The sequence below is a fragment of the Sphingobium psychrophilum genome (assembly GCF_012927105.1).
Classification (GTDB): domain Bacteria; phylum Pseudomonadota; class Alphaproteobacteria; order Sphingomonadales; family Sphingomonadaceae; genus Sphingobium; species Sphingobium psychrophilum.
Map to the genome: position 1 here is coordinate 70,071 of NZ_JABBFV010000011.1, position 24,327 is coordinate 94,397.

At 62.7% G+C, this 24,327-nt stretch carries 21 protein-coding genes; 8 read left to right on the top strand and 13 right to left on the bottom strand.

Translation table 11 applies throughout. The features are described 5' to 3' along the window. Positions 1–327: 327 nt before the first annotated feature. The 4 genes from HHL08_RS15515 (at position 328) to HHL08_RS15530 (ending at position 4,380) form a co-directional block, all read left to right on the top strand. Positions 328–1,860, top strand: coding sequence for a PAS domain-containing sensor histidine kinase (locus tag HHL08_RS15515; protein WP_088181988.1), 1,533 nt, complete (start codon positions 328–330; stop codon positions 1,858–1,860). Further along, on the top strand, positions 1,850–2,476 hold the full coding sequence (locus tag HHL08_RS15520) for a response regulator transcription factor (RefSeq protein WP_031308706.1): 627 nt from the start codon (positions 1,850–1,852) through the stop codon (positions 2,474–2,476). The genes HHL08_RS15515 and HHL08_RS15520 overlap by 11 nt, the downstream gene beginning before the upstream one ends. 94 nt (positions 2,477–2,570) lie before the next feature. Continuing rightward, positions 2,571–2,990 (top strand): response regulator transcription factor, encoded by a 420-nt coding sequence (locus tag HHL08_RS15525; RefSeq protein ID WP_024018482.1) that lies wholly within the window; start codon positions 2,571–2,573, stop codon positions 2,988–2,990. 226 nt (positions 2,991–3,216) lie between these two features. Continuing rightward, positions 3,217–4,380 carry an MFS transporter gene (locus tag HHL08_RS15530; RefSeq protein ID WP_161633892.1) on the top strand — a complete coding sequence of 388 codons (1,164 nt, stop codon included), beginning with the start codon at positions 3,217–3,219 and terminating at the stop codon, positions 4,378–4,380. A gap of 52 nt (positions 4,381–4,432) precedes the next feature. On the opposite strand, the gene HHL08_RS15535 is transcribed toward HHL08_RS15530, so the two are convergent. From HHL08_RS15535 to HHL08_RS15565, 7 genes are all read right to left on the bottom strand, one after another. After that, the gene (locus HHL08_RS15535; RefSeq protein ID WP_031308708.1) at positions 4,433–4,858 is read right to left on the bottom strand and encodes a DUF6691 family protein; all 426 of its coding nucleotides are present in this window, start codon (positions 4,856–4,858) and stop codon (positions 4,433–4,435) included. Beyond that, complete coding sequence (locus HHL08_RS15540) at positions 4,855–5,292, bottom strand: YeeE/YedE family protein (RefSeq protein WP_169574010.1); 438 nt, start codon at positions 5,290–5,292, stop codon at positions 4,855–4,857. The genes HHL08_RS15535 and HHL08_RS15540 overlap by 4 nt, the downstream gene beginning before the upstream one ends. 35 nt (positions 5,293–5,327) lie before the next feature. Further along, a complete protein-coding gene (locus HHL08_RS15545; RefSeq protein WP_169574011.1) occupies positions 5,328–5,834 on the bottom strand; it encodes a hypothetical protein in 507 nt (168 codons plus the stop codon). Positions 5,835–6,134: 300 nt separating this feature from the next. Beyond that, the gene (locus HHL08_RS15550) at positions 6,135–6,584 is read right to left on the bottom strand and encodes a four-helix bundle copper-binding protein (RefSeq protein WP_024018487.1); all 450 of its coding nucleotides are present in this window, start codon (positions 6,582–6,584) and stop codon (positions 6,135–6,137) included. A 48-nt stretch (positions 6,585–6,632) separates the two neighbouring features. After that, on the bottom strand, positions 6,633–7,523 hold the full coding sequence (locus HHL08_RS15555; protein ID WP_370569401.1) for a copper resistance protein B: 891 nt from the start codon (positions 7,521–7,523) through the stop codon (positions 6,633–6,635). 44 nt (positions 7,524–7,567) lie between these two features. Next, a complete protein-coding gene (locus HHL08_RS15560) occupies positions 7,568–9,286 on the bottom strand; it encodes a copper resistance system multicopper oxidase (RefSeq protein ID WP_031308709.1) in 1,719 nt (572 codons plus the stop codon). 225 nt (positions 9,287–9,511) lie between these two features. Further along, on the bottom strand, positions 9,512–9,874 hold the full coding sequence (locus HHL08_RS15565) for a hypothetical protein (RefSeq protein ID WP_024018490.1): 363 nt from the start codon (positions 9,872–9,874) through the stop codon (positions 9,512–9,514). Positions 9,875–10,258: 384 nt separating this feature from the next. Between HHL08_RS15565 and HHL08_RS15570 the strand changes: the two genes are divergently transcribed. From HHL08_RS15570 to HHL08_RS15585, 4 genes are all read left to right on the top strand, one after another. Continuing rightward, complete coding sequence (locus HHL08_RS15570) at positions 10,259–11,311, top strand: retropepsin-like aspartic protease (RefSeq protein ID WP_082679250.1); 1,053 nt, start codon at positions 10,259–10,261, stop codon at positions 11,309–11,311. 226 nt (positions 11,312–11,537) lie between these two features. Then, positions 11,538–13,058 carry an aldehyde dehydrogenase family protein gene (locus HHL08_RS15575; RefSeq protein WP_024018492.1) on the top strand — a complete coding sequence of 507 codons (1,521 nt, stop codon included), beginning with the start codon at positions 11,538–11,540 and terminating at the stop codon, positions 13,056–13,058. A 57-nt stretch (positions 13,059–13,115) separates the two neighbouring features. Further along, positions 13,116–14,153 carry an alcohol dehydrogenase AdhP gene (gene adhP, locus HHL08_RS15580; RefSeq protein WP_169574012.1) on the top strand — a complete coding sequence of 346 codons (1,038 nt, stop codon included), beginning with the start codon at positions 13,116–13,118 and terminating at the stop codon, positions 14,151–14,153. A 181-nt stretch (positions 14,154–14,334) separates the two neighbouring features. Further along, on the top strand, positions 14,335–15,624 hold the full coding sequence (locus tag HHL08_RS15585; RefSeq protein ID WP_024018494.1) for a glycoside hydrolase family 130 protein: 1,290 nt from the start codon (positions 14,335–14,337) through the stop codon (positions 15,622–15,624). Between the two features lie 100 nt (positions 15,625–15,724). Here HHL08_RS15585 and HHL08_RS15590 read toward each other — a convergent pair whose 3' ends face one another. The 6 genes from HHL08_RS15590 to HHL08_RS15615 form a co-directional block, all read right to left on the bottom strand. Continuing rightward, positions 15,725–16,492, bottom strand: coding sequence for an HAD-IIB family hydrolase (locus HHL08_RS15590; RefSeq protein WP_024018495.1), 768 nt, complete (start codon positions 16,490–16,492; stop codon positions 15,725–15,727). A gap of 202 nt (positions 16,493–16,694) precedes the next feature. Beyond that, positions 16,695–17,510 carry a Cof-type HAD-IIB family hydrolase gene (locus HHL08_RS15595; RefSeq protein WP_024018496.1) on the bottom strand — a complete coding sequence of 272 codons (816 nt, stop codon included), beginning with the start codon at positions 17,508–17,510 and terminating at the stop codon, positions 16,695–16,697. Beyond that, complete coding sequence (gene zwf, locus HHL08_RS15600) at positions 17,507–18,937, bottom strand: glucose-6-phosphate dehydrogenase (RefSeq protein ID WP_024018497.1); 1,431 nt, start codon at positions 18,935–18,937, stop codon at positions 17,507–17,509. Before zwf ends, HHL08_RS15595 begins: the two co-directional genes overlap by 4 nt. Next, positions 18,934–19,947, bottom strand: a complete 1,014-nt coding sequence (gnd, locus tag HHL08_RS15605; protein WP_119750000.1) for a phosphogluconate dehydrogenase (NAD(+)-dependent, decarboxylating) — start codon at positions 19,945–19,947, stop codon at positions 18,934–18,936. The genes zwf and gnd overlap by 4 nt, the downstream gene beginning before the upstream one ends. A gap of 81 nt (positions 19,948–20,028) precedes the next feature. Continuing rightward, positions 20,029–22,434, bottom strand: coding sequence for a glycosyltransferase family 4 protein (locus HHL08_RS15610; RefSeq protein ID WP_024018499.1), 2,406 nt, complete (start codon positions 22,432–22,434; stop codon positions 20,029–20,031). Positions 22,435–22,899: 465 nt separating this feature from the next. Beyond that, positions 22,900–24,186: an NRAMP family divalent metal transporter gene (locus HHL08_RS15615; protein WP_052028229.1), complete on the bottom strand. Its 1,287-nt coding sequence runs from the start codon at positions 24,184–24,186 to the stop codon at positions 22,900–22,902. Between the last annotated feature and the right edge of the window lie 141 nt (positions 24,187–24,327).

Consider the following 24,327-nt stretch of genomic DNA (forward strand, 5'->3'; position numbering starts at 1 on the left):
ACTCTCCAGGCGCTGCCGTTTTAGGCTCGTCAATATCGCTTGACCCAGGACTATGGTCCAAGGTCCACAATGATGATCTTGGCGCAGCCCGATAGCTCGGACGCCGTGACCGGGGAAACGGAGCGTGAGGGGTAACCGCTGCTCCTGCGTATAGAGTTATGGGGAGCCACGCTTGATGTCTCGTTTCGAAAGCCAACGCCGATTTTCGCTCGCCGGGTGCATGGTGGGAACGATGGCAGAAACCCTGCCTCCGACGGCTGTCGGCGCCTGTCCGCAAATCCATTCTAACCTTGTTTGACTGTGGATGACGGGGAGATGGATGGGGGCATGATTGAGAGCCAAAAGGCGAATGGCCTCGATCCCGATTCGGGCACGATCATTCAGGTAGTGAAGAGCGCGCCAAATTACGCCGTCTATGCGCTTGACCCTAAGGGCCTCGTGACAGTTTGGACCGCCGGCTGTGAAGAAATTACGGGATGGGCCAGCTCCGATGCGATCGGGAAACACCATTCGTTCCTGTATTGCGCGGAAGATATCGCGGCGGGCGTTGCGGATAGGCACCTCGCGCAGGTGGAGCAGCTTGGCCGGGTCGAGCAAGAGTCTTGGCGCGTTCGGAAAAACGGGTCGGAGTTCCTCGCCCATCTGACGACGACGGCGCTCCACGATGAGGCCGGCCAGCTGAGCGGCTATGGCAAGATCCTGCGCGACACGACCGATGAAGCCGCGACCAAGGAAGCGATCGTTGCCCGCGAGCAGCATCTCCAGTCGATCCTGGATACAGTTCCCGATGCCATGGTCATCATCGATGAGCGCGGGCTGATAACGTCCTTCAGCGCCGCGGCCGAGCGCTTGTTCGGATATTCGGAAGCAGAGGTGCTCGGCGCCAATGTGAGCAGCCTCATGCCGTCCCCGGACCGTGAACGGCATGATTCCTATATCGGCCGATATCTGTCGACGAGCGAACGGCGGATCATCGGTATTGGCAGGATCGTCGTTGGCCAACGGCGGGACGGTACCACCTTTCCGATGGAACTCTCGATCGGAGAGGCCGGTCACCGTGGCCACCGCGTCTTCACGGGCTTCATTCACGACCTGACAGAAAGCGACCGCAACGAACTGCAGCTCAAGGAGCTGCAAGCCGAATTGATTCACGTCTCGCGCCTCAGCGCGATGGGCACGATGGCGTCGACGCTGGCCCATGAGTTGAACCAGCCGCTTACCGCGATCGCCAATTATCTGGAAACGACGCGCGACCTGCTTGTCGATCCCGATGCCGAGACCGTCGCGATCGTGCGCGACGCGCTCGACGAGGCAGCTAAGGAGTCCCACCGCGCGGGGCATATCGTCCGAAGACTTCGTGATTTCGTGGCGCGAGGGGAGACCGAGAAGCGGATCGAGGATTTGCCGCGGCTGATTGAGGAAGCCGCTGCTCTCGGCCTTGTCGGCGCCCGTGAACGAGGCGTTCGCAGTTTTTTCGATTTTGATCCGGCGGCCTCGCCGGTGCTCGCCGATCGCATACAGGTTCAGCAGGTCCTCGTGAATCTGATCCGCAATGCGGTCGAGGCGATGGCGCAGGTCGCCATTCGCGACCTCACGATCACGACGCGGCGGCGGCCGAAGGCAATGGTTCAGGTGTCCGTGGCGGACACGGGCCCAGGCATATCCGAGCAGGTCGCGCCCCAACTTTTCGAAGCCTTTGTGAGCAGCAAGACCGACGGCATGGGCCTTGGCCTTTCGATCTGTCGAACGATCATCGAAGCCCATGGCGGCCGGATCTGGACCGACGGCGCGCCGAACGGAGGCGCTGCTTTTCATTTCACCTTGATGCAGGCCCGCCCGGAGGATGAGCATGACGCCTAAACGTATTGTCCATTTGGTCGATGACGAAGAATCCATCCGCAAGTCGGCCGGCTTCATGCTGAAGACATCGGGATTCGCCGTCCAGACCTATGCCTCCGGCATTGCGTTTCTGAAAGCCGTCAAGACCGCTGAGCCGGGATGCATTCTGCTTGACGTTCGCATGCCCGGCATGGACGGGCTCGAGGTCCAGGAGGTGCTTGCAGAGCGTGGTGTCACCATGCCGGTGATCGTTTTGACCGGGCATGGCGATGTCGGGATCGCGGTTCGCGTCATGAAGGCAGGGGCGGTCGATTTCCTGGAGAAGCCGTTCGAGAAGACCGCGCTCCTGGCCTCGATCGGCGTGGCTTTCTCGAGGCTCGATAAGTCCGACGCGCGGTCGCTTCGAGAGGCGGAGGCGAGGGTGCGGGTCGCCGTGCTCACGCCTCGCGAACGAGAGGTTCTCATCGGCCTCGCCAACGGCTTTCCCAACAAGACCATCGCCTATGATCTCGACATATCGACTCGAACGGTGGAAGTTCATCGGGCGAACCTCATGACCAAGCTCGAAGTGCATAGCCTGTCGGACGCGCTGAGGATCGCGTTTTCGGCCGGATTGGGCGATGCGCCGGAATCGTGAGCTTGGGATCACTACGTAGCGACGGCCTCCTGTTCATTTGCGATGCATGCCCAGGATCCGAGGGTGGATCAGCGAAGAGGCAGCATCGTCGGTCATGGGCGTTATCGATCACCAAACGAGCGAGAAAGCGGCCCTGATCCTGTTGTCTGACGACGATGTCTCGGTACGCAGGTCCCTTCATCTCTTGTTGCGGTCCCGCGGCTTTGGCGTCCTGTCCTATGCGAGTGGCACTGCCTTGCTGCTCGATCCGCAAACGCAATCGGGCGATTGCCTCGTGGTCGATTATCTTATGCCGGACATCGACGGCATTTCGATCCTGAGGAAGCTTCGGTCGGCGGGCTGGTGTGGGCCGGCGATCCTGATCACGGCGCATTACGCCGATAAGCTCGCCGAAAGCGCGCAGGAAGCGGGCTTTGCCGCTGTGCTCGAGAAACCTCTGCGCGATGGTGTGCTGGTACAGACCATCGGCGAAGTAATCTCCGCCGGGCGGAAAGTTGGCAGCGATCACTGCTAGGGAAATGGAATATCGCGCCGTGATCGGAACCTCTGCGACATCCTCGCACCTTCCCGGGACCGGCGCTCGTCCCACAAGGCATTTTCTCCGCCGCCTTCTGATGGTGGATATGCGCGCGATTCCGCGTGCGATCTTCTTCGCGGGCGCGCCCGGCCCTGGTGACTGCAAGGGCGGGGCCAGCGCGATCCGGGTATTCATGGCCGGGTCGTAGCATATGGAGGCGAGCTTGCCCGCCACGGTCATCGAAGCGGCGCGCGATCGGGGCGAACTTGGCTTCGTCGTTCTTCTCTTCGCGGCCACGGCGGTTGCCCTGGGTAATAGCGTCGTCCTGCCATTCCTGCCAGAAATGGTGGGTCAAATGTCTCCGGACGCGAGTGCCCTCGCGAGAGGGCGCCTTGTCGTCGCCCTGGTCACGGTTTCCCAGATCGCAGGGTGTCTCTCGGCGCCGTTATGGGGCTGGATTTCCGACCGGTGGAAACGGTGGCCGATCCTGGTCGTGGGGCTGTTGGGTTTCAGCCTGACAATGGCGTTGTATTCCGCGGTCGGATTCGAGCGACTCTATGTTTTGCGGTTGCTCAATGGCGTGTTTGCGGCGGCCGTCGTGCCGACGGCATTTGCGATGGTCGCCGATCGTTCACCAGATCTGGTTCGGCGAGCGCGTCAGTTCACCTGGCTGAACGCCCTGGTCTTCGCGGGCGACCTGACCGGCCCGCTCCTTGGAGAAATTTCGGTGGCGCTCGGAGCAACGTCGCCATTCCTGGCGCCAGCTGCATTGAGCGCGATCGCCATGCCCGGTCTTCTTCTGGTTTCACGGGAAAGTGCCACTGGTCCGGTCGGCAGCGTTCCACGCCCGAAAGCGCGTGAGGCGCTTGTCCCGCTGCTCCTGATCTCGGCCATTGCGTCCGGGTGCCTCACCGTTCTGCATCTGACGTTGTCGCTTGGATCGGGCGCGCGGGATCTGTTCCGCGAGAACGTCTCGATGCTGTTCGCTCTGTGCGGTGCAGCGATGCTGGTGGCGCAGCTCGTCCCGTTCACAGGGCGCAGAGTCACGGTCGGCGCGGCCTGGCTGTTGCGGCCAATGCTCGCCGGGCTGGCCGCCGCATTGATCATTGCCGTCTTCGCCCGGACCTTGTGGGTGCTCGTGCCTGTATTTCTGCTCGCCGGCTGGAGCACCGCGACGCTGAAGCTGCTCACCAATTATCTGACGTCGAAAGCGTCTCCGGGCACGCAGGGTTCGGGCCTTGCGCTCCAGTACGCGGCGGTGAGCGCCAGTCAGGCTGCGGCGTCGATCGTCACTGGATGGGCAAGCGCGTCGGAGCATTTGATGCTGTGGCTTGCCGCTGCCGCCGCGTTGGCGGTCACGGCGATGACGTTACGGTTGAAAGATTGAGGCGCCTCTCGTTCGCTCCGTCGTCAAAGTACATCAAAGGGCCGGCTCCGATTCAGATCTTCGGGCGATCGATGAAGCGGTGCACCGCGAACCCTGCCAGCATCGCGATCACGAAGGGCGCGGCAAGCGTCGGGCGGATGGCAAGGTCCGCAATCGCCGGACCGGGGCAGAGGCCGGCAATTCCCCAGCCGATCCCGAAGATTGCACTACCGCCGATCAGGCGCGCGGTGATCTCGCGGGCATCCGGCAGCGAGAAGCGGCTGTCGGCAAGTGGCGTCTCCATCCGCCGCCGGATCACCCAGGCCAAGGCCATCGGGGCGATGGCGCCTCCCATCACGAAAGCAAGCGTAGGGTCCCAGCGGCCTCCGAACAGATCGAGGAAGGCACGCACGCGGGTCGGATCTGACATGCCGGAACAGGCGAGTCCTGCGCCAAACAGGAGCCCGGCAATGAGTGCGATAGGGATGCGGACCCTCACCACAAAACGCCTAGCACGCGCATCACCGCGACGGTCGCGAAGCCAAAGCTCACGAAGCTCAAAGTTGCTACGATCGATCGCGCTGACAGGCGGGAGAGGCCACACACGCCGTGGCCGCTGGTACAGCCGCTGCCCATCCGGGTACCGAAGCCGACCAGCAGCCCGCCGATCAGGACCACCGCCGGCGAGGATGGAAAACGGGCAATTACCGGACCTGAGATCAGGTTCACGATCCCCGCTCCGAACGGCAGGCCGACAATGAAAGCCGCAGCGATGCTCCAGGGCGGGCCAGTCTGTGAGAGGGCGAAGGCACGCGCGGCGAGGCCGCTCACGCCCGCTATCCGGCCGAGGCCGAGCAACATGATCGCGCACGCCAATCCGATCAATATTCCGCCCGTCAAGGCAGCGAGCGGCGTGGCGTTGGTCCAGTCCATCAGAGCATATCCAGCGGCAACCTCAATGGCGCCATTCAGGCTGTGGCGTCCATCGCCATCGCTTGAGCCTGGCGGTCGGCAGGGTTGATGCGTTGGTGTGCCGCCGTCGCAGCACTGGCCGTCGCGACAGTTACGTTCGCGTTGAAAAGCTGAGGGGCTTCAGGAACGCTCTGTCGGCCAAGGGCGGTCAGGTCGTGATGGACCAGTACGCTGGCCGGCTTGTACCGAATGGCTGGGACCGCCTCATTTTCTCCACGTTCACCCGCTGCGGCGGCTGCGGATGTTGCGCGACGGCTCTGGGCCATTTCCGGGTCTTGCCCTTCGCAAAGGCAGGCGCGTTCAGCACAAGGCTGGCTTCCCCGGTCGCCTCGCTCACGAAGTTGGTCCCGCCGTATTCCCACCAGCAAATGCTGATAATTCTCGACGAAGCGTCGGTGGATCAAGCGCGCCTCGGGGCAATTCGCCGCCGCTGCCTGTGACCGGTGGGCGCGCACGCGCCGTAGCAAGTAAGGAATATCGCACTCGTTCATGACCGCCTCCATGCATTGAAAGTCGCAATTGGGTCGCGCCGGGTCTCTACGGAAATATACGAATGCTTCTCGTGCTTATGCCGGCTCGGATGCGGCGCCCTATGAGTGCGGGACGGATATGCCAGATGCTGTTGCGCCAGAACGCAAAGCGCCGGGAAGTTGTTGCTGGCTCAGACGGGTGGCCTGGGGCCGGCAAACATGCGGTCCGCAGCGGAAATCTGGCACGATCGTGCCCGCGGCTGATTGGCCGGTCGCGTGGCTTGCGGAATGAACGTCGGGTGCGGATCCGGAGGCAAGCGGTGACCGGCCAGATCACATTCCCATACTGGCCATTTCCTTGCAGCTCGCCGCGCAATCCCTGCAGGTCTGGGCGCAGGCCTGCATGCGGGCGTCGCCGGAGATCTTCGCGCAATCGCGCGCGCAGGCTTCGCACATCCGGGCACAGGCGTCGCACAACAGGGCATGCTGCGGCGATCGGCGCAGCATGGAATTGGCGGTTGTCTGGCAGAGCTCCGCGCAGTCCAGAAGCAAAGCGATGTGCGTCGCCTCGATATGAGCCGGTGCGCCTTGCTCGGTGCAGTATCGCGCGGTTTCCAGGCACATGCGGTGCGATGCGATACAGCTGTCGACGCACTCGTCGAGCGTCATCATGCCGTCACCACGCTTCCTTGGCGCCGCGATGGCCGGGCCTGCCGCGGCGACAGCCCCGGTAAGCGCCGCGAAGGTGAGTCCCGAACCGATGACGGCGCGACGATCAAGCATGATTTGGTCCTTTCCAAAAAGTTTAGCCGCTGCGGTTCAGCGCGCGTCTCACCACCAGATCCGTAAGCCAGCCACAAACCGGTGTTCGGTGGGATTTTCGCCAGCAAGGCGACGAAAATCCGCCGTCTCACCAAAGGAGCGCTCCCATACAAAGCCGACATAGGGAGCGACTTTTCGGTGAATCTCGTAGCGCATCCGCAAGCCGAGCTCGAGGTTGCTCAGGCCTCCGCCGAGCCCGCGCTCGGGAGCCGCCTTGCTGTAGGCGTTCGATTCCAGCTGCGGTACGAGGATGAGGCGGTTGGTGAGCAGCACGTCATAGGATGCCTTCAGACGTGCCGCGAGACGGCCATCGTCTCCAACGTAGCCGGTCAGCTGGACATCGAACCAATAGGGGGCCAGGCCCTCGATCCCCCCGGCGATCCAGCGATGGGCTCCCGGGCCGATGTCCTGACGCACGCCAAGGATCGTTCCCCAAAACGGGCGCTGTCCGTGCCACCAGAACGCCTCGACCGAGGATTCCGGATCAAGCCGCTCACCGGATTGTTTCAGGCCCTGGCTCCGCAGCAAGAGTTTGTCGTTGTCCGGGCCATTGGTAATCTGACCCGACCAGCTGATGCCTTGGCCTTGCTTGTTCGTGAGGAACTCGAGCTCATCCACGAGCACCTTGGCCACCGAAATTTTGTCGGCCATCTCATAGCCGGGCAGCGTCGAATTCCTGTAGCCGTCGGAATAAGCGTCCGGGTCGCGCGCATCGGCGCCGGGCTTTCCGCCACTCATGTCCATGCCGGGCATGTTCATCGGGGGCGCGCTGCTGCCATCTTTTTGCTGGTCGCCCATCTGCATATCCGGCGGCATGGCCTGATCATTGGAGCTGGCGGCCTCGGCGTTGCCCGCGGGTTTCACCTGCTGGCTGAGCGCGGGTTCGGTGATGGTGGTCATCGCGAGCCCGGTGAGAGCCAGCAACCAAGTTGAGCGCGAGCTTGTCATGCCACGACCACCTCGCGGAACATGCCCGCCGCCATGTGGTAGAGAAGGTGGCAGTGAAAGGCCCACCGGCCCATCGCGTCGGCCGTCACGCGAAAGGCCACGCGCTGGGCCGGTTGCACCGAAATGGTGTGCTTGCGGACCTGGAACTGTCCGTCGGGCGATTCAAGATCGCTCCACATCCCGTGCAGGTGCATCGGGTGGGTCATCATCGTATCGTTGACGAGGATGATCCTGAGCCGTTCGTTCGGGGTGAAATGCAGGGGCTTCGAATCGTTGAGCTTCACGCCGTCGAATGCCCACACGAAGCGTTCCATGTTGCCGGTCAGATGGAGTTCGATCTCGCGCTGCGGTTCGCGGGGGTCTGCCGCCGGCCCTGCTGTCTTCAGATCCGCATAGGTCAGGGTCCGGCGCCCATTGCGCCGCAGCCCGACGCCGGGATCATCGAGATTGGTACGCGGAAAGTCGACGCGCATGTCGGTATTGGCACCATATTCGGTACGCGCATGGCGGGCTTTGGGTGTCGTCTCGACCATGCCATGGTCGTGACCGGCCGGTCCCATCCCCGCCATCCCGGCCATCCCACCCATCATGTCGATCGGATCGAGCCAGGAGCGCGGATCGACCGGGGGAATGTCCGCGCTCATGCCGTCACGCGGCGCGAGCACGCCGTGGACAAAGCCGGTGCGATCCATGGACTGGGCGAAGATCGCATAGGCCTTGTCGTCCGCGATGGTCGCGATGACGTCGTAGGTTTCACCGGGTCCGATCCGGAATTCATCCACGTCGACCGGCTCGACGGGTTGTCCGTCGGCGGCGACGACCGTGAGCATCAGGCCGGGAATCCGAACGTCGAAATAGGTGGCGGTTCCGGCGCCGATAAAGCGCAGGCGAACCCTTTCGCCCTTGCTCGCGATGCCCGTCCAGTGCCTGGCGGAGGGCGCGCCGTTCAGGAGATAGGTGTAGGTGGCGGCGGACACGTCGCTCAGATCGGTCGGATTCATGCGCGCCTTGTTCCACATCGCGCGCTTCGACAAAGCACCGCCCAGCCCGAGCTTGCCGGCATCGCGCGCAAAATCGCCGGCGGTCGGCTGCGCGAAATTATAATAGCTGCTCATCTTCTTCAGGTTCAGATAGACCTGAAGCGGAGCCTCGTCCGTCCAGTCGCTGAGCATGACCGTATAGTCGCGGTCGGCGGCGAGGGGCGTCTCGCTCTTCGATTCGATGATCATCGGGCCATAAAGGCCCGTCTGCTCCGCCAATGTATGAGCATGGTACCAGAAGGTGCCGCTCTGCTTCACGACAAAGCGGTAGGTAAAGGTTTCGCCCGGCGCTATTCCGCCAAAGCTGATCCCTGGCACGCCATCCATGTCCGTCGGCAGGATCAGGCCATGCCAATGGATGCTGGTCATTTCATCCAGACTGTTCTTGACCCTGATCGTTACAGCGTCGCCTTCGCGCAGCCTGATCAGCGGGCCCGGCACGCTCCCGTTGACGGCCGTGGCGACGCTCGCTTTTCCGGAATAGTTGACCGTGACCCGGCTGATGTCGAGATCGATCTCGGTGCCGCTCAGCACGTCCGGCGTCTTCACCGCCGGTGCCGCGAGCGCGTGCGCGGGCCAACCCAGCGTGGCAAGGGCTGTCGCGAGCAAAAGACCTTGCACGAAGCCTCGGCGACCGGTGGTCGTATCGGCAAGCGGGGGAAGTAGAGTCCGCATCAATTTGAACTTTCGGAACCAGACCTGAAGAGACGCCGCGGAGCCGATTGCCCCGCGGGGGCATGGTCGCAGAGACGGCCGACCGGGCAGGCGGGGTCAGGGGCGCATGAAACCCGGCCGAGGAAGTGAAAGGCGCGCAGGATCAGCGTCCGGTGGAGACATCCGTATCTGCCGGACCCTCGCATCTGTCTCGCCAACGCTGTCGGCCCTTCACTTCCGCGCTTCCTACATGTCGTCGCTCATCGGCGTGGCGGGCATGCTGGCGGCGGGCGGCGCCTGGTCCGGCTTCGCTTTGGGCGCCATCGGCATCTTGTCCTTGCACCCGGCCGCCCCGCCACATCCCATCTGCATGCCGCCCGACGCGTTCACGCCCATCTGATGGTCGTGCATCATCTCGTCATGCATCTGTCTCGCGCCATGCTTCATCCCTGCCTGATGGGCCTGATGCGCCTCGTGGTTCTGGTGCTTGACGACTTTTGCCGGCACCGGCGGGGCCTCATCCGCCCAAGCCTGCGTCGCCGAGAGCGCGACAAGCGCAGCGATGGCGGGGACGATCAGGCCAGCTTTGCTACGGAAAATATTCTGCATGACTTGGCTCCTCGAAGAATTGGACGTGGGGACCGCAAGATTTCGATCCGTTTGAAGATGCCAGCAGAAGTGCCGTTCGAGCCGTTCGGGAAATATACGTTTTGTTACGGATGCCTGCCGCCGGCGCAGCATGCGAACGATCATGCCGGGCAATGAGACCGCCTGTGCGGCGTCGATCGAACGGGGCGGTTTTCCAGAAGCAGGCAGGGCAGATTGGAAAACGACGCGGACGCTTATCACAGGATGCATCGCCGGACGCTTCTCGCCCGCGGCCTGTCCGCCGCGTCGCTCCTGGGCGCCTCGTCGGCTGGCTTCCCTCTGACGTCTCTCGCCCGCGCAGGCGATGGGTGGGGTTCCTTTGCCTGGACGTCAGCGGAGATCGCGATGGGCGATACGCTGATGGTCTCGGCAGAGGTGGCCGGCAGTCCCGTCCGCGCCATTCTAGACAGCGGAAGCGCCGCTTCGATCATCAATACGCGCCTGGTGGAGAGTCTGGATATCGCCCCATCCGGGAAACGGATCATTCGCGGCACCGGTGGCCGCGTCGAGGTCACCGAGATCAGCGACGTTGCCCTCACCGTCGCCGACGATCGCAGGCGCTTGCCGTTCGCCATCGTGAGCGACCTTGCGGCGATATCGTCCGCATTCGGGCGCCCGATCGATCTGGTCCTGGGGGAGGACATCTTGGCGGGGCGCTGTGTCGCCCTCGACTTCACGCAGGACCGGATCGGCTTCGCCCCGACGGGGAGTTTTGCCGGCGGGAGCGGCTGGCGTCGCCTTCCTCTGACGCACGGGACTCGCAGCGAACTGCTGGTCACAGCGTCGATCGGGGGCGGGAGCCCCGTGCAACTCATTTTCGATCTCGGGAGCGCAAATGCGCTCATGCTCTCTACCCCCTTTGTCGCTGCGCAGGACCTCCTCGCCGGCAAGGCCCGGTCGACCGCGGCGCTGGGAAGCCTTGATGGGGTCCAGATTGTGACCGCCTTTGTTCTGGACGACATTGTTATCGGCGAAGTGCACATTGCCGGGGTGCCGGTGGCGGGGCTGGATCATTGGCAATCCGACAGCGCGGTGGGGAGCATCGGATTGCCGCTCATCGCGCAATTCGATGTGATCATGGATATCACTGCGGAAAGCCTGTGGCTGCGTCCGGCGCCGCCAAAACACAGGCTCCCGATGCTGAAAGACCGTTCAGGCTTCGGCCTGGCGGTTTCGCCTTCCGCCCTGACCGTCGCCCATGTCGCGGTCCATAGTCCGGCCGAGAAGAGCGGCTGGTCGGTCGGCGATCGGATCGTCCGTATCGACGGGCGGCCAATCAATGCAAGCTACACGCGTGGGCAGCTTTGGCGCTGGCGCTTCCTTCCTGCCGGCACCCACTTCAGGCTCGTCGACGGATCCGGTATCGTGCGGCTGCTGACGCTCGCAGATTATTACTGACGTTGACGCCCGTGTCGGCGTTCGGTCGCGACGCACGGCTTCTTGTTGCCGATCGACACCGCATCCAACCGGCCCCGGATTGCTCTATCAGCCGCTACGTAACAATCCCAATACTTCGCAAAGTCGTCATCTCGCACATCCGCAACGCAGCCCTCCTGCGAGGGAGAATATTGAGTCCGCGGTGCCGCACACCTGGGCGCCGGGCCATGTATAGCGGAGATGTTTCATGTTCCAGCAAGCGATCGACACCGTCCGGGCGAAGGGTCACGCACCGTCGCGTTATGGCAACTTCATCGGTGGACGATGGGTGGAGCCGATACGCGGCGAATATTTTACGGACCATAGTCCGATCAACGGCCGGCAGCTCGCCGAGATCGCGAAGTCTTCGCCAGAGGATGTGGAGGCAGCGCTGGATGCTGCCCACCGGGCGAAGGAGGGCTGGGCGCGCATGTGCCCCGCCGAGCGCGCAAGGATCCTCAATCGCGTGGCTGACCGGCTCGAGGACAATCTCGAGCTGCTCGCGCTGGCCGAGACCATGGACAACGGGAAGCCGATCCGGGAGACCCGCGCCGCCGATGTGCCGCTGGCCATCGATCACTTCCGCTATTTCGCCGGCTGCGTCCGCGCGGAGGAAGGGTCGATCTCGACAATCGACGAGAAGACGATCGCCTATCATTTCCGCGAGCCGCTGGGCGTCGTCGGACAGATCATTCCGTGGAATTTCCCGCTGCTGATGGCGGCCTGGAAGATTGCCCCGGCGCTCGCGGCCGGCAACTGCACGGTCATCAAGCCCGCCTCGCAGACGCCGCTTTCGCTGCTGCTGTTCGCCGAGCTGACCGCCGATATCCTGCCGCCGGGGGTGGTCAATATCGTGACCGGACCGGGTGGGTCGGTCGGACGCGCGATCGCGGCCAATCCGCGGATTGCGAAAGTGTCCTTCACCGGCGAAACGACGACCGGCCGGCAGATCATGGGCTATGCCGCCGAGCACCTGATCCCGCAGACGATGGAGCTGGGCGGAAAGTCCCCGAACATCTTCCTGGCGGACGTCATGAACGAGGACGACAATTTCCTCGACAAGGCGCTGGAAGGCTTCGCCCTGTTCGCGTTCAACAAGGGTGAGGTCTGCACCTGCCCCTCGCGCGCGCTGGTCCACGAATCGATCTTCGACCGGTTTGTCGAAAGGGCGGTCGCGCGCGTCGCGGCGATCCGGGTCGGCGACCCGCTCGATCCGCTCACGCAGATGGGCGCGCAGGCGTCGGAGGACCAGCTCCACAAGATCCTGGGCTATATCGACATCGGCAAGCAGGAAGGCGCCGAGTGCCTGACGGGGGGGCAGCGCGCCCGTCCGGGAGGCGAGCTCGACGACGGCTTCTTCGTCGAGCCCACCGTGTTTGTCGGCAACAACAAGATGCGGATCTTCCAGGAGGAGATTTTCGGGCCGGTCCTGTCGGTGACCCCGTTCAAGACGATCGAGGACGCGATCTCGATCGCCAACGACACCATCTACGGATTGGGCGCCGGTGTGTGGACCCGTAACGGCAATCATGCCTATCGGCTGGGCCGCGCGATCGAGGCCGGTCGGGTGTGGACCAACTGCTATCATGCCTATCCCGCGCACGCGGCGTTCGGAGGATATAAGGCCTCCGGGTTCGGGCGTGAAAACCACAAGATGATGCTCGACCACTATCAGCAGACCAAGAATCTGCTGGTCAGCTACGACGAGACGGCCCTCGGCCTCTTTTGACCCGGCTCACCCAGGCCGCGGCCAATCCGCGCGGCCGCCTCTGCAAGGAACACCACGATGAACAAGACCATGAAAGCTGCGGTCGTACGCGAATTTGGCCAACCGCTGGTGATCGAGGAAGTGCCGGTCACGATGCCTGGCCCGGGCCAGATCCTGGTGAAGATCGCGGCGACCGGCGTTTGTCATACAGACCTTCACGCGGCCGAGGGGGACTGGCCGGTCAAGCCCAATCCACCGTTCATTCCCGGCCATGAGGGTGTCGGTCATGTGGTCGCGGTGGGTAGCGGCGTGACCTATGTGAAGGAGGGCGACCGTGTCGGCGTCCCCTGGCTCTACACCGCCTGCGGGCACTGTGTTCATTGCCTCGGCGGATGGGAAACGCTCTGCGAGGCCCAGCAGAATACCGGCTATTCGGTGAATGGCAGTTTTGCCGAATATGTTCTCGCCGATCCCAACTATGTCGGTCACCTGCCGGCCAATATCGGGTTCATCGACATCGCCCCGATCCTGTGCGCCGGCGTGACGGTCTACAAGGGGCTGAAGGTCACGGACACACGGCCCGGCAATTGGGTGGCGATCTCGGGCATCGGCGGTCTCGGGCATATGGCCGTGCAATATGCCAAGGCGATGGGGCTCAATGTCGTGGCCGTCGATATCGACGACGCCAAGCTCGCGCTCGCGGAGCGACAGGGCGCAGATCTCTCCGTCAACGCGCGCAACGTCGACCCCGCGGCATTCATCAAGAAGGAGATCGGGGGCGCCCATGGCGCACTTGTCACCGCCGTGTCGCCGATCGCATTCAAGCAGGCACTCGGCATGGTCAGGCGGGGCGGCACGGTGGCGTTGAACGGGCTTCCGCCAGGCGACTTTCCGCTGTCGATCTTCGACACGGTCCTCAACGGGATCACCGTTCGCGGCTCCATTGTCGGCACTCGCCTCGATCTGCAGGAAGCCCTTGATTTTGCCGCCGAGGGCAAGGTTCACGCGACCGTCACGACGGACACGCTGGAGAATATCAACGACATCTTCGCGCGCATGCATCATGGCGAAATCGAAGGCCGGATCGTGATCGACTTCGAGGGCGGCGCCCAGTGACGGCGCGCTCGCTCAAAGCCTGCGCGGAACAACCGCTCTCGCATCGAGTTAGCCTCGGCTCTCGACGTCGGCGGGTCACGTGCCGCGACCCCGGGGCGAGTTTTCTCGTACCGTGGGACCGGCACAAAGCGGTCATAGATCTCCTTGGTCGCGGCAGCGCCCTGGGTGGAGACCGGCCGGCATGACCGAACGCGCCAAGCTCACCTTTTACGACCGCGTGCTTCGACCCGATCCATCACGCACTGTCGTCCGGCCATTTGAGCCGAGTTACCCCAGAGGCTTCGACGACGGTCCATCCCGCACGCAGGAGACAGTCGACCTGATCATGGGTCTCGACGAGGCTGAGTTGGCCCGCCAGTTGAAAGGCGTGACGCTGTCGCTGGACGAGAACCATCGTGATGTTGATGCCATGCTGCTTCGCCAATTCGACGATATCGCCGGTCGGATTAAAGGCGCTGATCGGACGAACGCTGCGCAACGACGATTGATCGGTGCCTATTGCAGCGAGGAATTTGCATATGAGGCGGCCGCCTTGTTCAATCCAAGCGCGGTACTCCATCCCGACCAGTCGGGTCTTGCCGAAGGCACCATCCGTTTCGTGATCTCGTTGCGGGGAATTGGCGAGGGACATGTGTCGTCCGTGACGTTCCGCACTGGCACCTGGACGCCGGGAGGAGCGCTCGTCGTCGATGATGCCAGTCCGACATCGGTAGCGCCCCTTATCGATACCTGTCCGAGAGGTGAGGGCGTAGCGGCGCGCCTTTGCTGCGCTGGTGGCAGGTCGATTTCGGAGACCGTGCTGTTCCCGGTACTGCCAAGCCAAACGCAAGGCATCGAAGATACGCGCCTCGTCCGCTTCTGCGAAGATGACGGCAGCATGATCTATCATGGAACCTATACCGCGTTCGGCGGGGGCCAAGTGCGATCGGAATTGCTGACGACGTCCGATTTTCGGTCGTTCGACATGCGCGTTCTGAGCGGTCGCGCCTCGAGCGGAAAGGGTATGGCCCTCTTTCCGCGGCGCATCGCGGGCAAGTACGCAATGCTTGGGCGTCAGGACAGCAAGAACATCTGGCTACATTTTTCCGATGAGCTGCTGAACTGGGAAGGGGGCGAAAAGCTCATTACGCCAAAGTTCCCCTGGGAATTCGTGCAGGTGGGAAATTGCGGGTCGCCGATCGAGCTCGACGAAGGCTGGCTGGTGATGACCCACGGTGTCGGCACGGTGCGAAACTACTGCATCGGCGCGTGTCTGCTCGACAAGAACGACCCATCGAAGCTGCTGGCCCGCACGCCGCGCCCGGTGCTCTTCCCCAGTCCCCACGAGCGAGACGGTTACGTGCCCAACGTCGTCTACAGTTGCGGTGCGATTGTTCAGGGTCGGACGATGTTGCTCCCTTATGGCGTGGCGGACAGCTTTACTGCCTTCGCTACGGCATCGATCGACAATCTCCTCGATGTGATGGAGTAGGTCACTTTGGCTCACAGGGAATAGTCGGCCGCCGGGTGGAGAATTCTTGTTCCGGCCGGCGTGAGACGCGCCCGGGCGGCGGGTCATCTCGCACCTGTGGTTATTGCTCGGCCAGAGCGGGATCAGGCGCGAGGCAAGCGAGGATTGCCATGATCGCGGTTCGGGTCTCCGCCACGTCTCGCACGGGGATTACGTCGATTCCGGCTGCGCGAACGGGATCGTCATTGCCACCGGGATAGATCGCGTCCCCCATGAACAGCATGGCCGACTGCGGAATGCCGGATTCCTCGGAAAGACGGCGCATTCCGTAGGCCTTGTCGATACCTTGGCGAGTAATGTCGATGGAGGTTGATCCTCCCACGTTGACGGACAATTCCGGCAGTCGTGATCGAAGCGCCGCCTGCAGTGCCTTGCGCTTGGCGAAGTCGGGATCCCACGCTTTCTTTGCATCGAGCGGCGCCTCCTGTCCAAGTCCAGAGAAAGTAATCTGGCTTCCGCGGTCCTCGATCCGCTCGCCCCATATCTTCTCGTGCGCCAGGTCCATCTCGTCCAGAGCCTGTTCAAACGCGCGCAGAATGCGCTGGCGTTCGTCGGGGTCGAACACATCAGCATAGACTGGTTTCCAGCTGCTCTCGAAACGGTAGAGTTTGGTGCCCGTCGTCGGCATAATGAAGAGCTGCCGGAGGTTGGCACTGCTCGGCAGCAGCGACACGACTTGCGCTTCGAACTGCGGCCAGTCGCCACCGGAGATAACCGCGACGCCGACGAGATCGAGCAGCGCGGCAAGCAACTCGACCATATTCTGGTCGATCGGCTGCTTGCTTTCAGCCAGCGTGCCGTCGAGATCGAAGGCGAAAAGTCGCTTCATCGGTGGACTCCAATCAGGGTGCGGTCGCTCGGCAGGTAGGCGGCGCTAAGGCACGATCGCCGGCTCTGGTGGATCTCCGAACGCGATGCGCCTTTCCAAGATGCCGCAGCGGATCCGCCTTTGGCCCGGCTCGTGCGGCGCTGCACATTTTTTGCGCGCCACCTCGTCGCGCACATCGATGGCGCGACCGACAATGGCTGGATCATCTCGCAGCCTCCGTCTGGATGATATTGTCTATCGCCTGGGCAGCGCCGTCCTCCTCGTTCGACACAGTCACCTGGTCAGCGGCTGAGCGGACCGCGTCGGGACCCTGTCCCATCGCAATTGAGAGGCCAGCGCGCGCGAACATTGGAAGGTCATTGCGCTCGTCCCCCAAGACGGCAACGTTGGCGAGCGGCACTCCGATCGCGGCTGCCAGGGCGGCGACGCCATCACCTTTGTTGGCCTGGGCGGCGGTAATGTCGAGATAGTAAGGCTGTGAACGGCCGACAGTCGCAGAGCGTCCGAGCGCTGCCGCGATATCGCCGTCAAGTCGCGCGAGGAGTGCTTGGTCGTTGCTGACGCCGACGATCTTGTCAGTGTGTGCGAGCAATCCCGCGAAGTTGTCCCTGATTATCGGCTCGATGTTTGCCGCGCGGCGCTCGCGCGGAACGTACACATCGTCGGCCGCGCGTGCGTACCAGAGGCCGCCCGTGAACAGCCAGGGCGTGACGGCTGGGTGCTCGAGCAGGGCGAGCGTCCGCGCGGCGCACTCGGGATCGAGTTGGTCGGCCGAGATGACAGCCCCATCCGTCTCGACGATCGTGCCGCCATTGAAAGCGCCGATGACGCCCGGGAGTTCCAGCCGTCTCGCGATCCAAAGCATGCCGCTGGGCGGGCGAGCACTGATCAGGCTCACCGCAATACCAGCTGCTCTGGCGCGTCCAACTGCAGAGATGACGCCTTCGGAGAGGCTTTTGTCCTGGCGGACGAGCGTGCCATCTATATCGGAGACGATCAGGCGAATAGGGCTGCTCATCCCAGGTGATGCCAGCGTCGATGCGAGCGGTGCATCAGCGCATCCGCACTTTCTGGGCCGGCGCTGCCTGCGGCATAGTCCTCGGGAGTGCCCTGCGTCCACAGATCGAGGAGCGGCTGCACAGCGCGCCAGCCACCTTCGATTTGCGCGGCGCGCTGAAACAGCGTCTGGTCGCCGGATTGCACGTCATACAGCAAAGTTTCGTAGCCGGTCTGGTGGCCAACGTCGAAATGGTCACGGTAGCGGAAATCCATTGCCACTGGCGCAGTGTTCACGACGAGCCCAGGCCGCTTGACCACAAACTCGAGGCTGATGCCCTCGTCGGGCTGGATTTGCACCACAAGACGGTTGGGGGGCAGCCGGTCCACCACCGTCTCCTGGAAAAGCGCCAGCGGCACGTCGCGGAATTGGACGACGATCTCGGTATCACGGGTCGCCAGCGCCTTCCCGGTGCGTAGATAAAAGGGCACGCCCGACCACCGCCATGTCTCTACGTGCAACTTGAGTGCGGCGAAGGTCTCCGTGCGGCTGGCAGGGTCCACGTCGGGCTCGTCGAGATAGGCGGGAACGGCCTTGCCAGCGACTGAGCCCGAGCAATAGCGCCCGCGAATGGCCTCGGCCGGGTCGATCGGCAGGATGGCGGCAATCACCTTCTCCTTCTCCGTGCGGATCGCATCGGCATCGAAGCTGATCGGGGGCTCCATCGCTATCATCGCCAGTAGCTGGAAGAGATGATTGGGAACCATGTCCCGCAATGCGCCGGTGGCGTCGTAGAATCTGCCGCGGGTGCCGACGGTCACTGCCTCGGCCGCCGTTATCTGGACATGGTCAACGTAGCGGTTGTTCCAGACGGCCTCCATCATGGTGTTGCCGAAGCGTGTGACCATGATGTTCTGCACGGTCTCCTTCCCAAGGAAATGATCGATCCGGTAGATCTGGGACTCGCTGGCGCGGGAAAGGATTTGCCGGTTCAGCGCCTGCGCGGAGACAAGGTCGGTCCCGAACGGTTTTTCGATCACGACGCGGCGGAAACCATCGGTCTCGGTGAGCAGTCCTGCATCGCCGAGCTGATTGACGACGGTCCCGAAGAAAGTCGGCGCGGTGGCGAGGTAGAATATCGCGTTGCCGGCGAGTTGGCGGCCGAGACCCTGATACATTGCCGGGTCGGCGAAATCGCCTTTCAAATAGCGGATACGACTGCGGAGCCATTGCCAGTTGGCATCGTCCTCCACGCCTTCGTCAAGCGCCGCGCGCAGCTGTTCGTCGTCGATGTCATGATGGCTGACACCGACGAGCGCCAAATCCTCCTTCAGCAAGTCGGCCCGAGCGAGGTTGACGAGCGCGGGTATCAGCAAGCGGCGGGCGAGGTCTCCGAGTGCGCCGAAGATAACGAAGGTGGCAGAGGGCGCAGTCGGAGCATCGCTCATTGCGGCATCTCGACATGGCCACCGAAGCCGAACCGCATCGCCGAGAGCAGCTTGTCGCCGAACGTTGTGTCGACGCGGCTGCGGTAGCGCGCGAACAGTGCCGCTGAGAGCACGTAGGCAGGGACTGCCTCCTCCATTGCCGCCTCGATCGTCCAGTGACCCTCGCCGGAATCCGCGACCTGGCCGGAGAATTGTTCCAGCATTTGGTCCTTCGCGAGCGCCGTTGCGGTCAGATCGAGCAACCACGAGGAGATGACGCTTCCGCGACGCCAAACTTCGGCGATGTCCGTCAGGTTGAGGTCGAAGCGCTCGTCTTCCGGCAGCTTGGCCGATGACTTGCCCTTCAGGATGTCGAACCCCTCAGCATAGGCCTGCATCAAGCCATATTCGATGCCGTTGTGCACCATCTTGACGAAATGGCCCGAGCCGGCGGGACCGGTGTGGATATAGCCCTTCTCGGCACGGGCATCCTCGTTGGGATCGCCGCGATCCGGCGTGCGTGCGATCGTCCCGAAGCCTGGTGCCAGGGCCTCGAAGAGAGGATCGAGACTGACGAGCGTCGCAGCATCGCCTCCGATCATCATGCAATAGCCTCGGTCGAGGCCCCACACGCCGCCTGAGGTGCCCACATCGACATAGTGGAGCCCCTTCATGGCGCACAGCTTCGCCCGGCGGATGTCGTCCTTGTAGAAGCTGTTGCCGCCGTCGATGATTATGTCGCCTGGGGAGGCGAGGCCCATCAGCGTCTCGATCGTGCTCTCCGTCGGCGGTCCGGCTGGCAGCATCACCCAGAAGATGCGCGGCCCCTCCAGCGTGGCTGCGACCTCCTCAAGCGAAGCGGCGGGGGTCGCGCCTTCGCCGGCCAGCATGGCCACCAGCGGCGGGTTCCGATCATAGGCGACGATCTCGTGACCGCCGCGCATCAGACGGCGCGCGATATTGGCACCCATCCTGCCGAGGCCGATCATCGCTATACGCATCTGCTCATGCCTCAGCTTTCTGTACGGCATCCATCGCCAACGGACCGATGGAGTCGGTCGCGGACCTTTTGAGCGCTCGGGCCTTTTCAGCCGGCTGAGCCGATACCGTCGTCATGGATTTGGGCATCCACAGGAAAGCTGAGCTTCTGGGCGGTCTTCGGGAAGACCTGTTCGGACCCCGTTGGGTACCCGCCTGAGAGGCTTAGTACCGGCCGCGCAGAGTTCGACTACGCGTGCCGCTCTGCTCGACGAGCTATCCTGTTCGGCCGTGCTCAGGATCGCGGTCAGTGCGGAAAGATATGCGAGCGTCGATTCAGCGCCTTGGTTGGCATTGCGCCGGTCTGGATGGAGACCATCGAAGCAGGCGCCTCGTTCGACGTCCACGACGGGGATGCCAAGGTCGTTTGCCCCGAGAAACCAATTGAAGGCCCGGCGCGCTTCGCGCTTCCACCGGACGTCGCTGGTGACTCGGGCCGCGGTAAGGCATGCGCTCACCGCTGCACAAGCCTCGAGAGGCTGCTGGTCGAACGGCTGCGGGCGCCGCCTGTCGCTTCCAAATGTTTCGGTTCCGATCGGCCGAAAGTGCCCAGCTTCAGCCGTCTGCAGCGTCATCAGCCAGCGCAGCGTATCGAGGCCGGCATCAAGGTGAGACTCGTTGCCAGTGTCATGGCCGCTTTCGATGAGAGCTTCACACAATCGGGCATTGTCATAGCCGAGCCTGTCTTCGAACCAGATCCAGTCGGGCGCGGCGGCGTCAGACCAACGTTGGAACAAGCGATTGGACAGTTCTCCTCGCAGCTGTTCCAGATTGCGATGGCCCGGGAAGCGCCGGAGAAGCTTTGAGATGCCGAGCAGCCCGTAGGCCCAGGCACGCGGCGTGGTCAGCGCTACCAACGCCGGCGCCATCTCCAGCAAGCGCGCGGCGGCCCATCCGTCCAGGAATCGATCGTCTTTTCGCATTGCGACCGCCCCCAGCGCCCAGACCGTGCGGCCATGCGCGTCGTCGGCTCCCGCATCGTCGAGCCATGTGCGGTCGAACCCCATGAAATTGTGGACGCGGTTATCCTTTGGCGACCAGGCGTGCTCAACGAATGCGGCATATGTCAACGCAAGCTGCTCCTCGTGTGGAGTAAGAGAACGCAGCGTCGATAGTTCGGAGAGAAGCAACAGCGCGCGCGCGTTGTCATCGAGGCAATAGCCGTGTCTCCGGTCCGGAACCGCGAATTTTGTGTGCTGGGTTACGCCGACCATGTCGGTAAGAGCGGCGAGATGGTCCGTGTTTATCGGTGGAAGCGCCCTGTTCCAGGCTTCGTCATTTACAGGACGTATAGCCCGAGAAGCGCCGGAGCGTCTTTCAAATCGGACATCGGAGAAGACTTTCAGGTACTGCTTCGCCACGCTCGACCAGATCATCGCGCGACCGCGCTCGTACGCGCGGGTTCTAATCTCGCTACGCGACGCGCCATCGACGATCAATCGAGCGACGGCAGCTCCGAGTGCATCCGGTTCCGAAAAAGGCACCAGCACGCCACAATGGTCGGCGAGCAGTTCCTGCGCATACCAGAAGGGCGTGGAGACGACCGCTTTACCAAGGGCAACAGCGTAAGCGAGCGTTCCTGAAACGATCTGCGCTTCATTGGGGTAAGGCGATAGGTAGATATCGCATGCAGCCAAATGGTCGAGCAGCTCATCCAGTGAGAGATAACGGTCGACAAAGCAAATATTCTCGATGACGCCGAGTTCGGTTGCGAGTGCAACGAGGCTATCGCGATAGCGTTCGCCTTCATCCCTAACGAGGTTGGGGTGGGTCGCGCCGACAATCATATAGAGCAGATTGGGATGGTCGCGAACGAGTGCCGGCACTGCGCGAATTGCCGTTTCGATACCTTTGCCTGGACCAAGCAGGCCAAAGGTCATCAACAAGGTCCGGTCTGCAAGTCCCAGTTTGTGCTTCGCCATCGCCGGATCGATAAAGGCGCGGTCCGGAACGCCGTGGGGTATCACGGCGATGTGCTCGGTCGGGACATCATAGACGTCCTGCAGAATGCGCCGTCCTTTGTCCGCCATGACGACGAGGCGGGATGAGTGTTTGATGATGCCATCCATGACGCGACGTTGTGCAGGGTTGGGGTTGGCCAGTACGGTGTGCAGCGTCGTGACGATCGGAGCGTTGAGGCCGCTGAGAAGGCCAAGGATGAATTCACCGGCCTCACCTCCGAAGATCCCGAACTCGTGCTGAAGAGAAACGAGATCGACGTTCGACACGTTGAGGAAGTCGGCGGCGACTGCATAGGACGCGGGCGAGGCCTGCTGGATCTCCAGGGCGACATCGGGCGGATAGGCGTAAGTGTTGGCATCGTCCGTCAACGCGATCGTCATTGAAGAGAGATCGGAATCGCAGTTCTTCAACGCCTGCTGCAGATCGTTGGTGAAGGTGGCGATGCCACACTGCCTTGGAATGCAGGTTCCTACGACAGCGATACGCTTGAGCGGGGGAATGATCACAGAGTGGTTCATGCTCGACCTCAAATATGAAAATATCTCTCAGAGCGGCTCATGCCGCCTTGGGGGCCGCGTCCGCTGCTCCCTCGTGTTCGCGCCGCGGCAAGACGACGGTTGCCGAGCAATGGGGTTCATGATCCGACCATGTTGTCGGGCTTCGACCACCGTCCAGAGTCAAGGCCAATATTCTGTCTCCACGCCTGAGCAGCTTGGACACAGGATTGCGCGGCCGCGCCGGCCTGACGGCGTTAATGCTGGCGCGGTGACTTGGGCGATTGGCTTGCATTTCTTCGATTTATGGCAAGCACACACACGTCGCGTTACGTAATGTGCGCAGGACTTGCTGACCGGCGTCGCCTGAGCCAGGCCGCGCGTCGGCCGGATTCACGATGCTGAAATTGCTGAGGGCGGAACGCGTCAATCTCGTGCCAAGCTTGATCTGTGCGTGCGAGCGCTGGATCGCCAGGGGATCATCATCATTTATCGCGCGGTCGGGGCGATCCACGAAACTGTGGTCATTATGGCAACACCGACCATGACCAGACAGGCTGCGCCACCGAGCAGTTGCAGCCGCCGAGGAATGGGCTGGCCGTTCATCGCTTCGGAATCCGAGCCGAGCCATATCACCAGGGCAATAAGTGGGGCTGCAACAAAGCCGTTGACGACAGCACTCCATAGCAATGCCCTCATCGGATCGATCGAGGAGAAGTGCACAAGCACACCCAGCAACCCCGCGGCAGCAATTACGCCATAGAAGGCCTTGGCCCGCCCAGCGCTTTGCGCAAGGCCGGTCCGCCAACCAAATGCTTCAGAAACGGCATAGGCCGCAGAGCCGGCGAGCACCGGAATGGCGAGCATGCCGGTCCCGATGATTCCGACAGCGAAAAGCGCGAAGGCAAAATCGCCTGCAAGCGGTCGAAGCGCCTCGGCCGCTTGAGCAGCCGTATCAATCTGGGTGGTTCCAGCGACATTCAGAGTTGCGGCCGTCGTCACGATGATGAAGATGGCAATGACGTTCGAGAACAGCATTCCGAGCCAGCTGTCCAGTCGGATACGGCGCACTTGCCAGTCTGGCCCTGGCTCCGCATCACCAGCGCTGGCCAGGCCCGCTTCTTCGGCTTCCTGCGAGGCCTGCCAAAAGAAAAGATAGGGGCTGATCGTGGTGCCAAAGATCGCCGCCACCAGCATCCACGCTCCCGAGCCGGGCATGGCTGGTACTACAAGCCCGCGCAAGACCGAGCCCCAGGATACATGCACCACAAATGCCGTCGCCGCATAAGCCAGGAGCGCCAGGGTCATCCATCGCAAGAGCCGGGCATATCGCTGATAGTCCACAAACGTCTCGAGCAATGTTGAAGCAAGCGCAAAGACGATCACCCAGGGGTGCGGGGGACCGCCGCCTATGAGAGACATCGCCGAGCCCATTGCACCCAGGTCGGCCCCGAGATTGATGATATTTGCGATGAACAGGAGGAGGACAACGAGCCTTAGAACGGGTGATGGACAACGACGACGAATGGTTTCAGCCAGCCCGGCGCGGGTACTTCGCCCTATTCGACCACAGATCTCCTGCACGGCCGCGGCAAGCGGCCAGGTGAGAAGCATGGTCCAGCCAAGCATATATCCATAAGCCGCGCCGGCTTGCGCATAGGTTGCAATCCCGCTGGGATCGTCGTCGGCGGCTCCGGCAATAAATCCTGGGCCAAATATTTGGCGGATGCGTCGCAATCGGCGGGTGCGAGACGCCTTTGGGCGTGGAGCTTTCATCAAAGGGCCGTCCTGTTGGGAATCCGGCTCGCGCGCCAACGGGGTTCTCGTGCACGCTGGTCCCATTTTTCCAGTTCTTTGGTCGGCCGGTTACGGATCCTTGAGTTCGGTTTCGTGAATGTGGTCTGCGGGCAGCGGCAT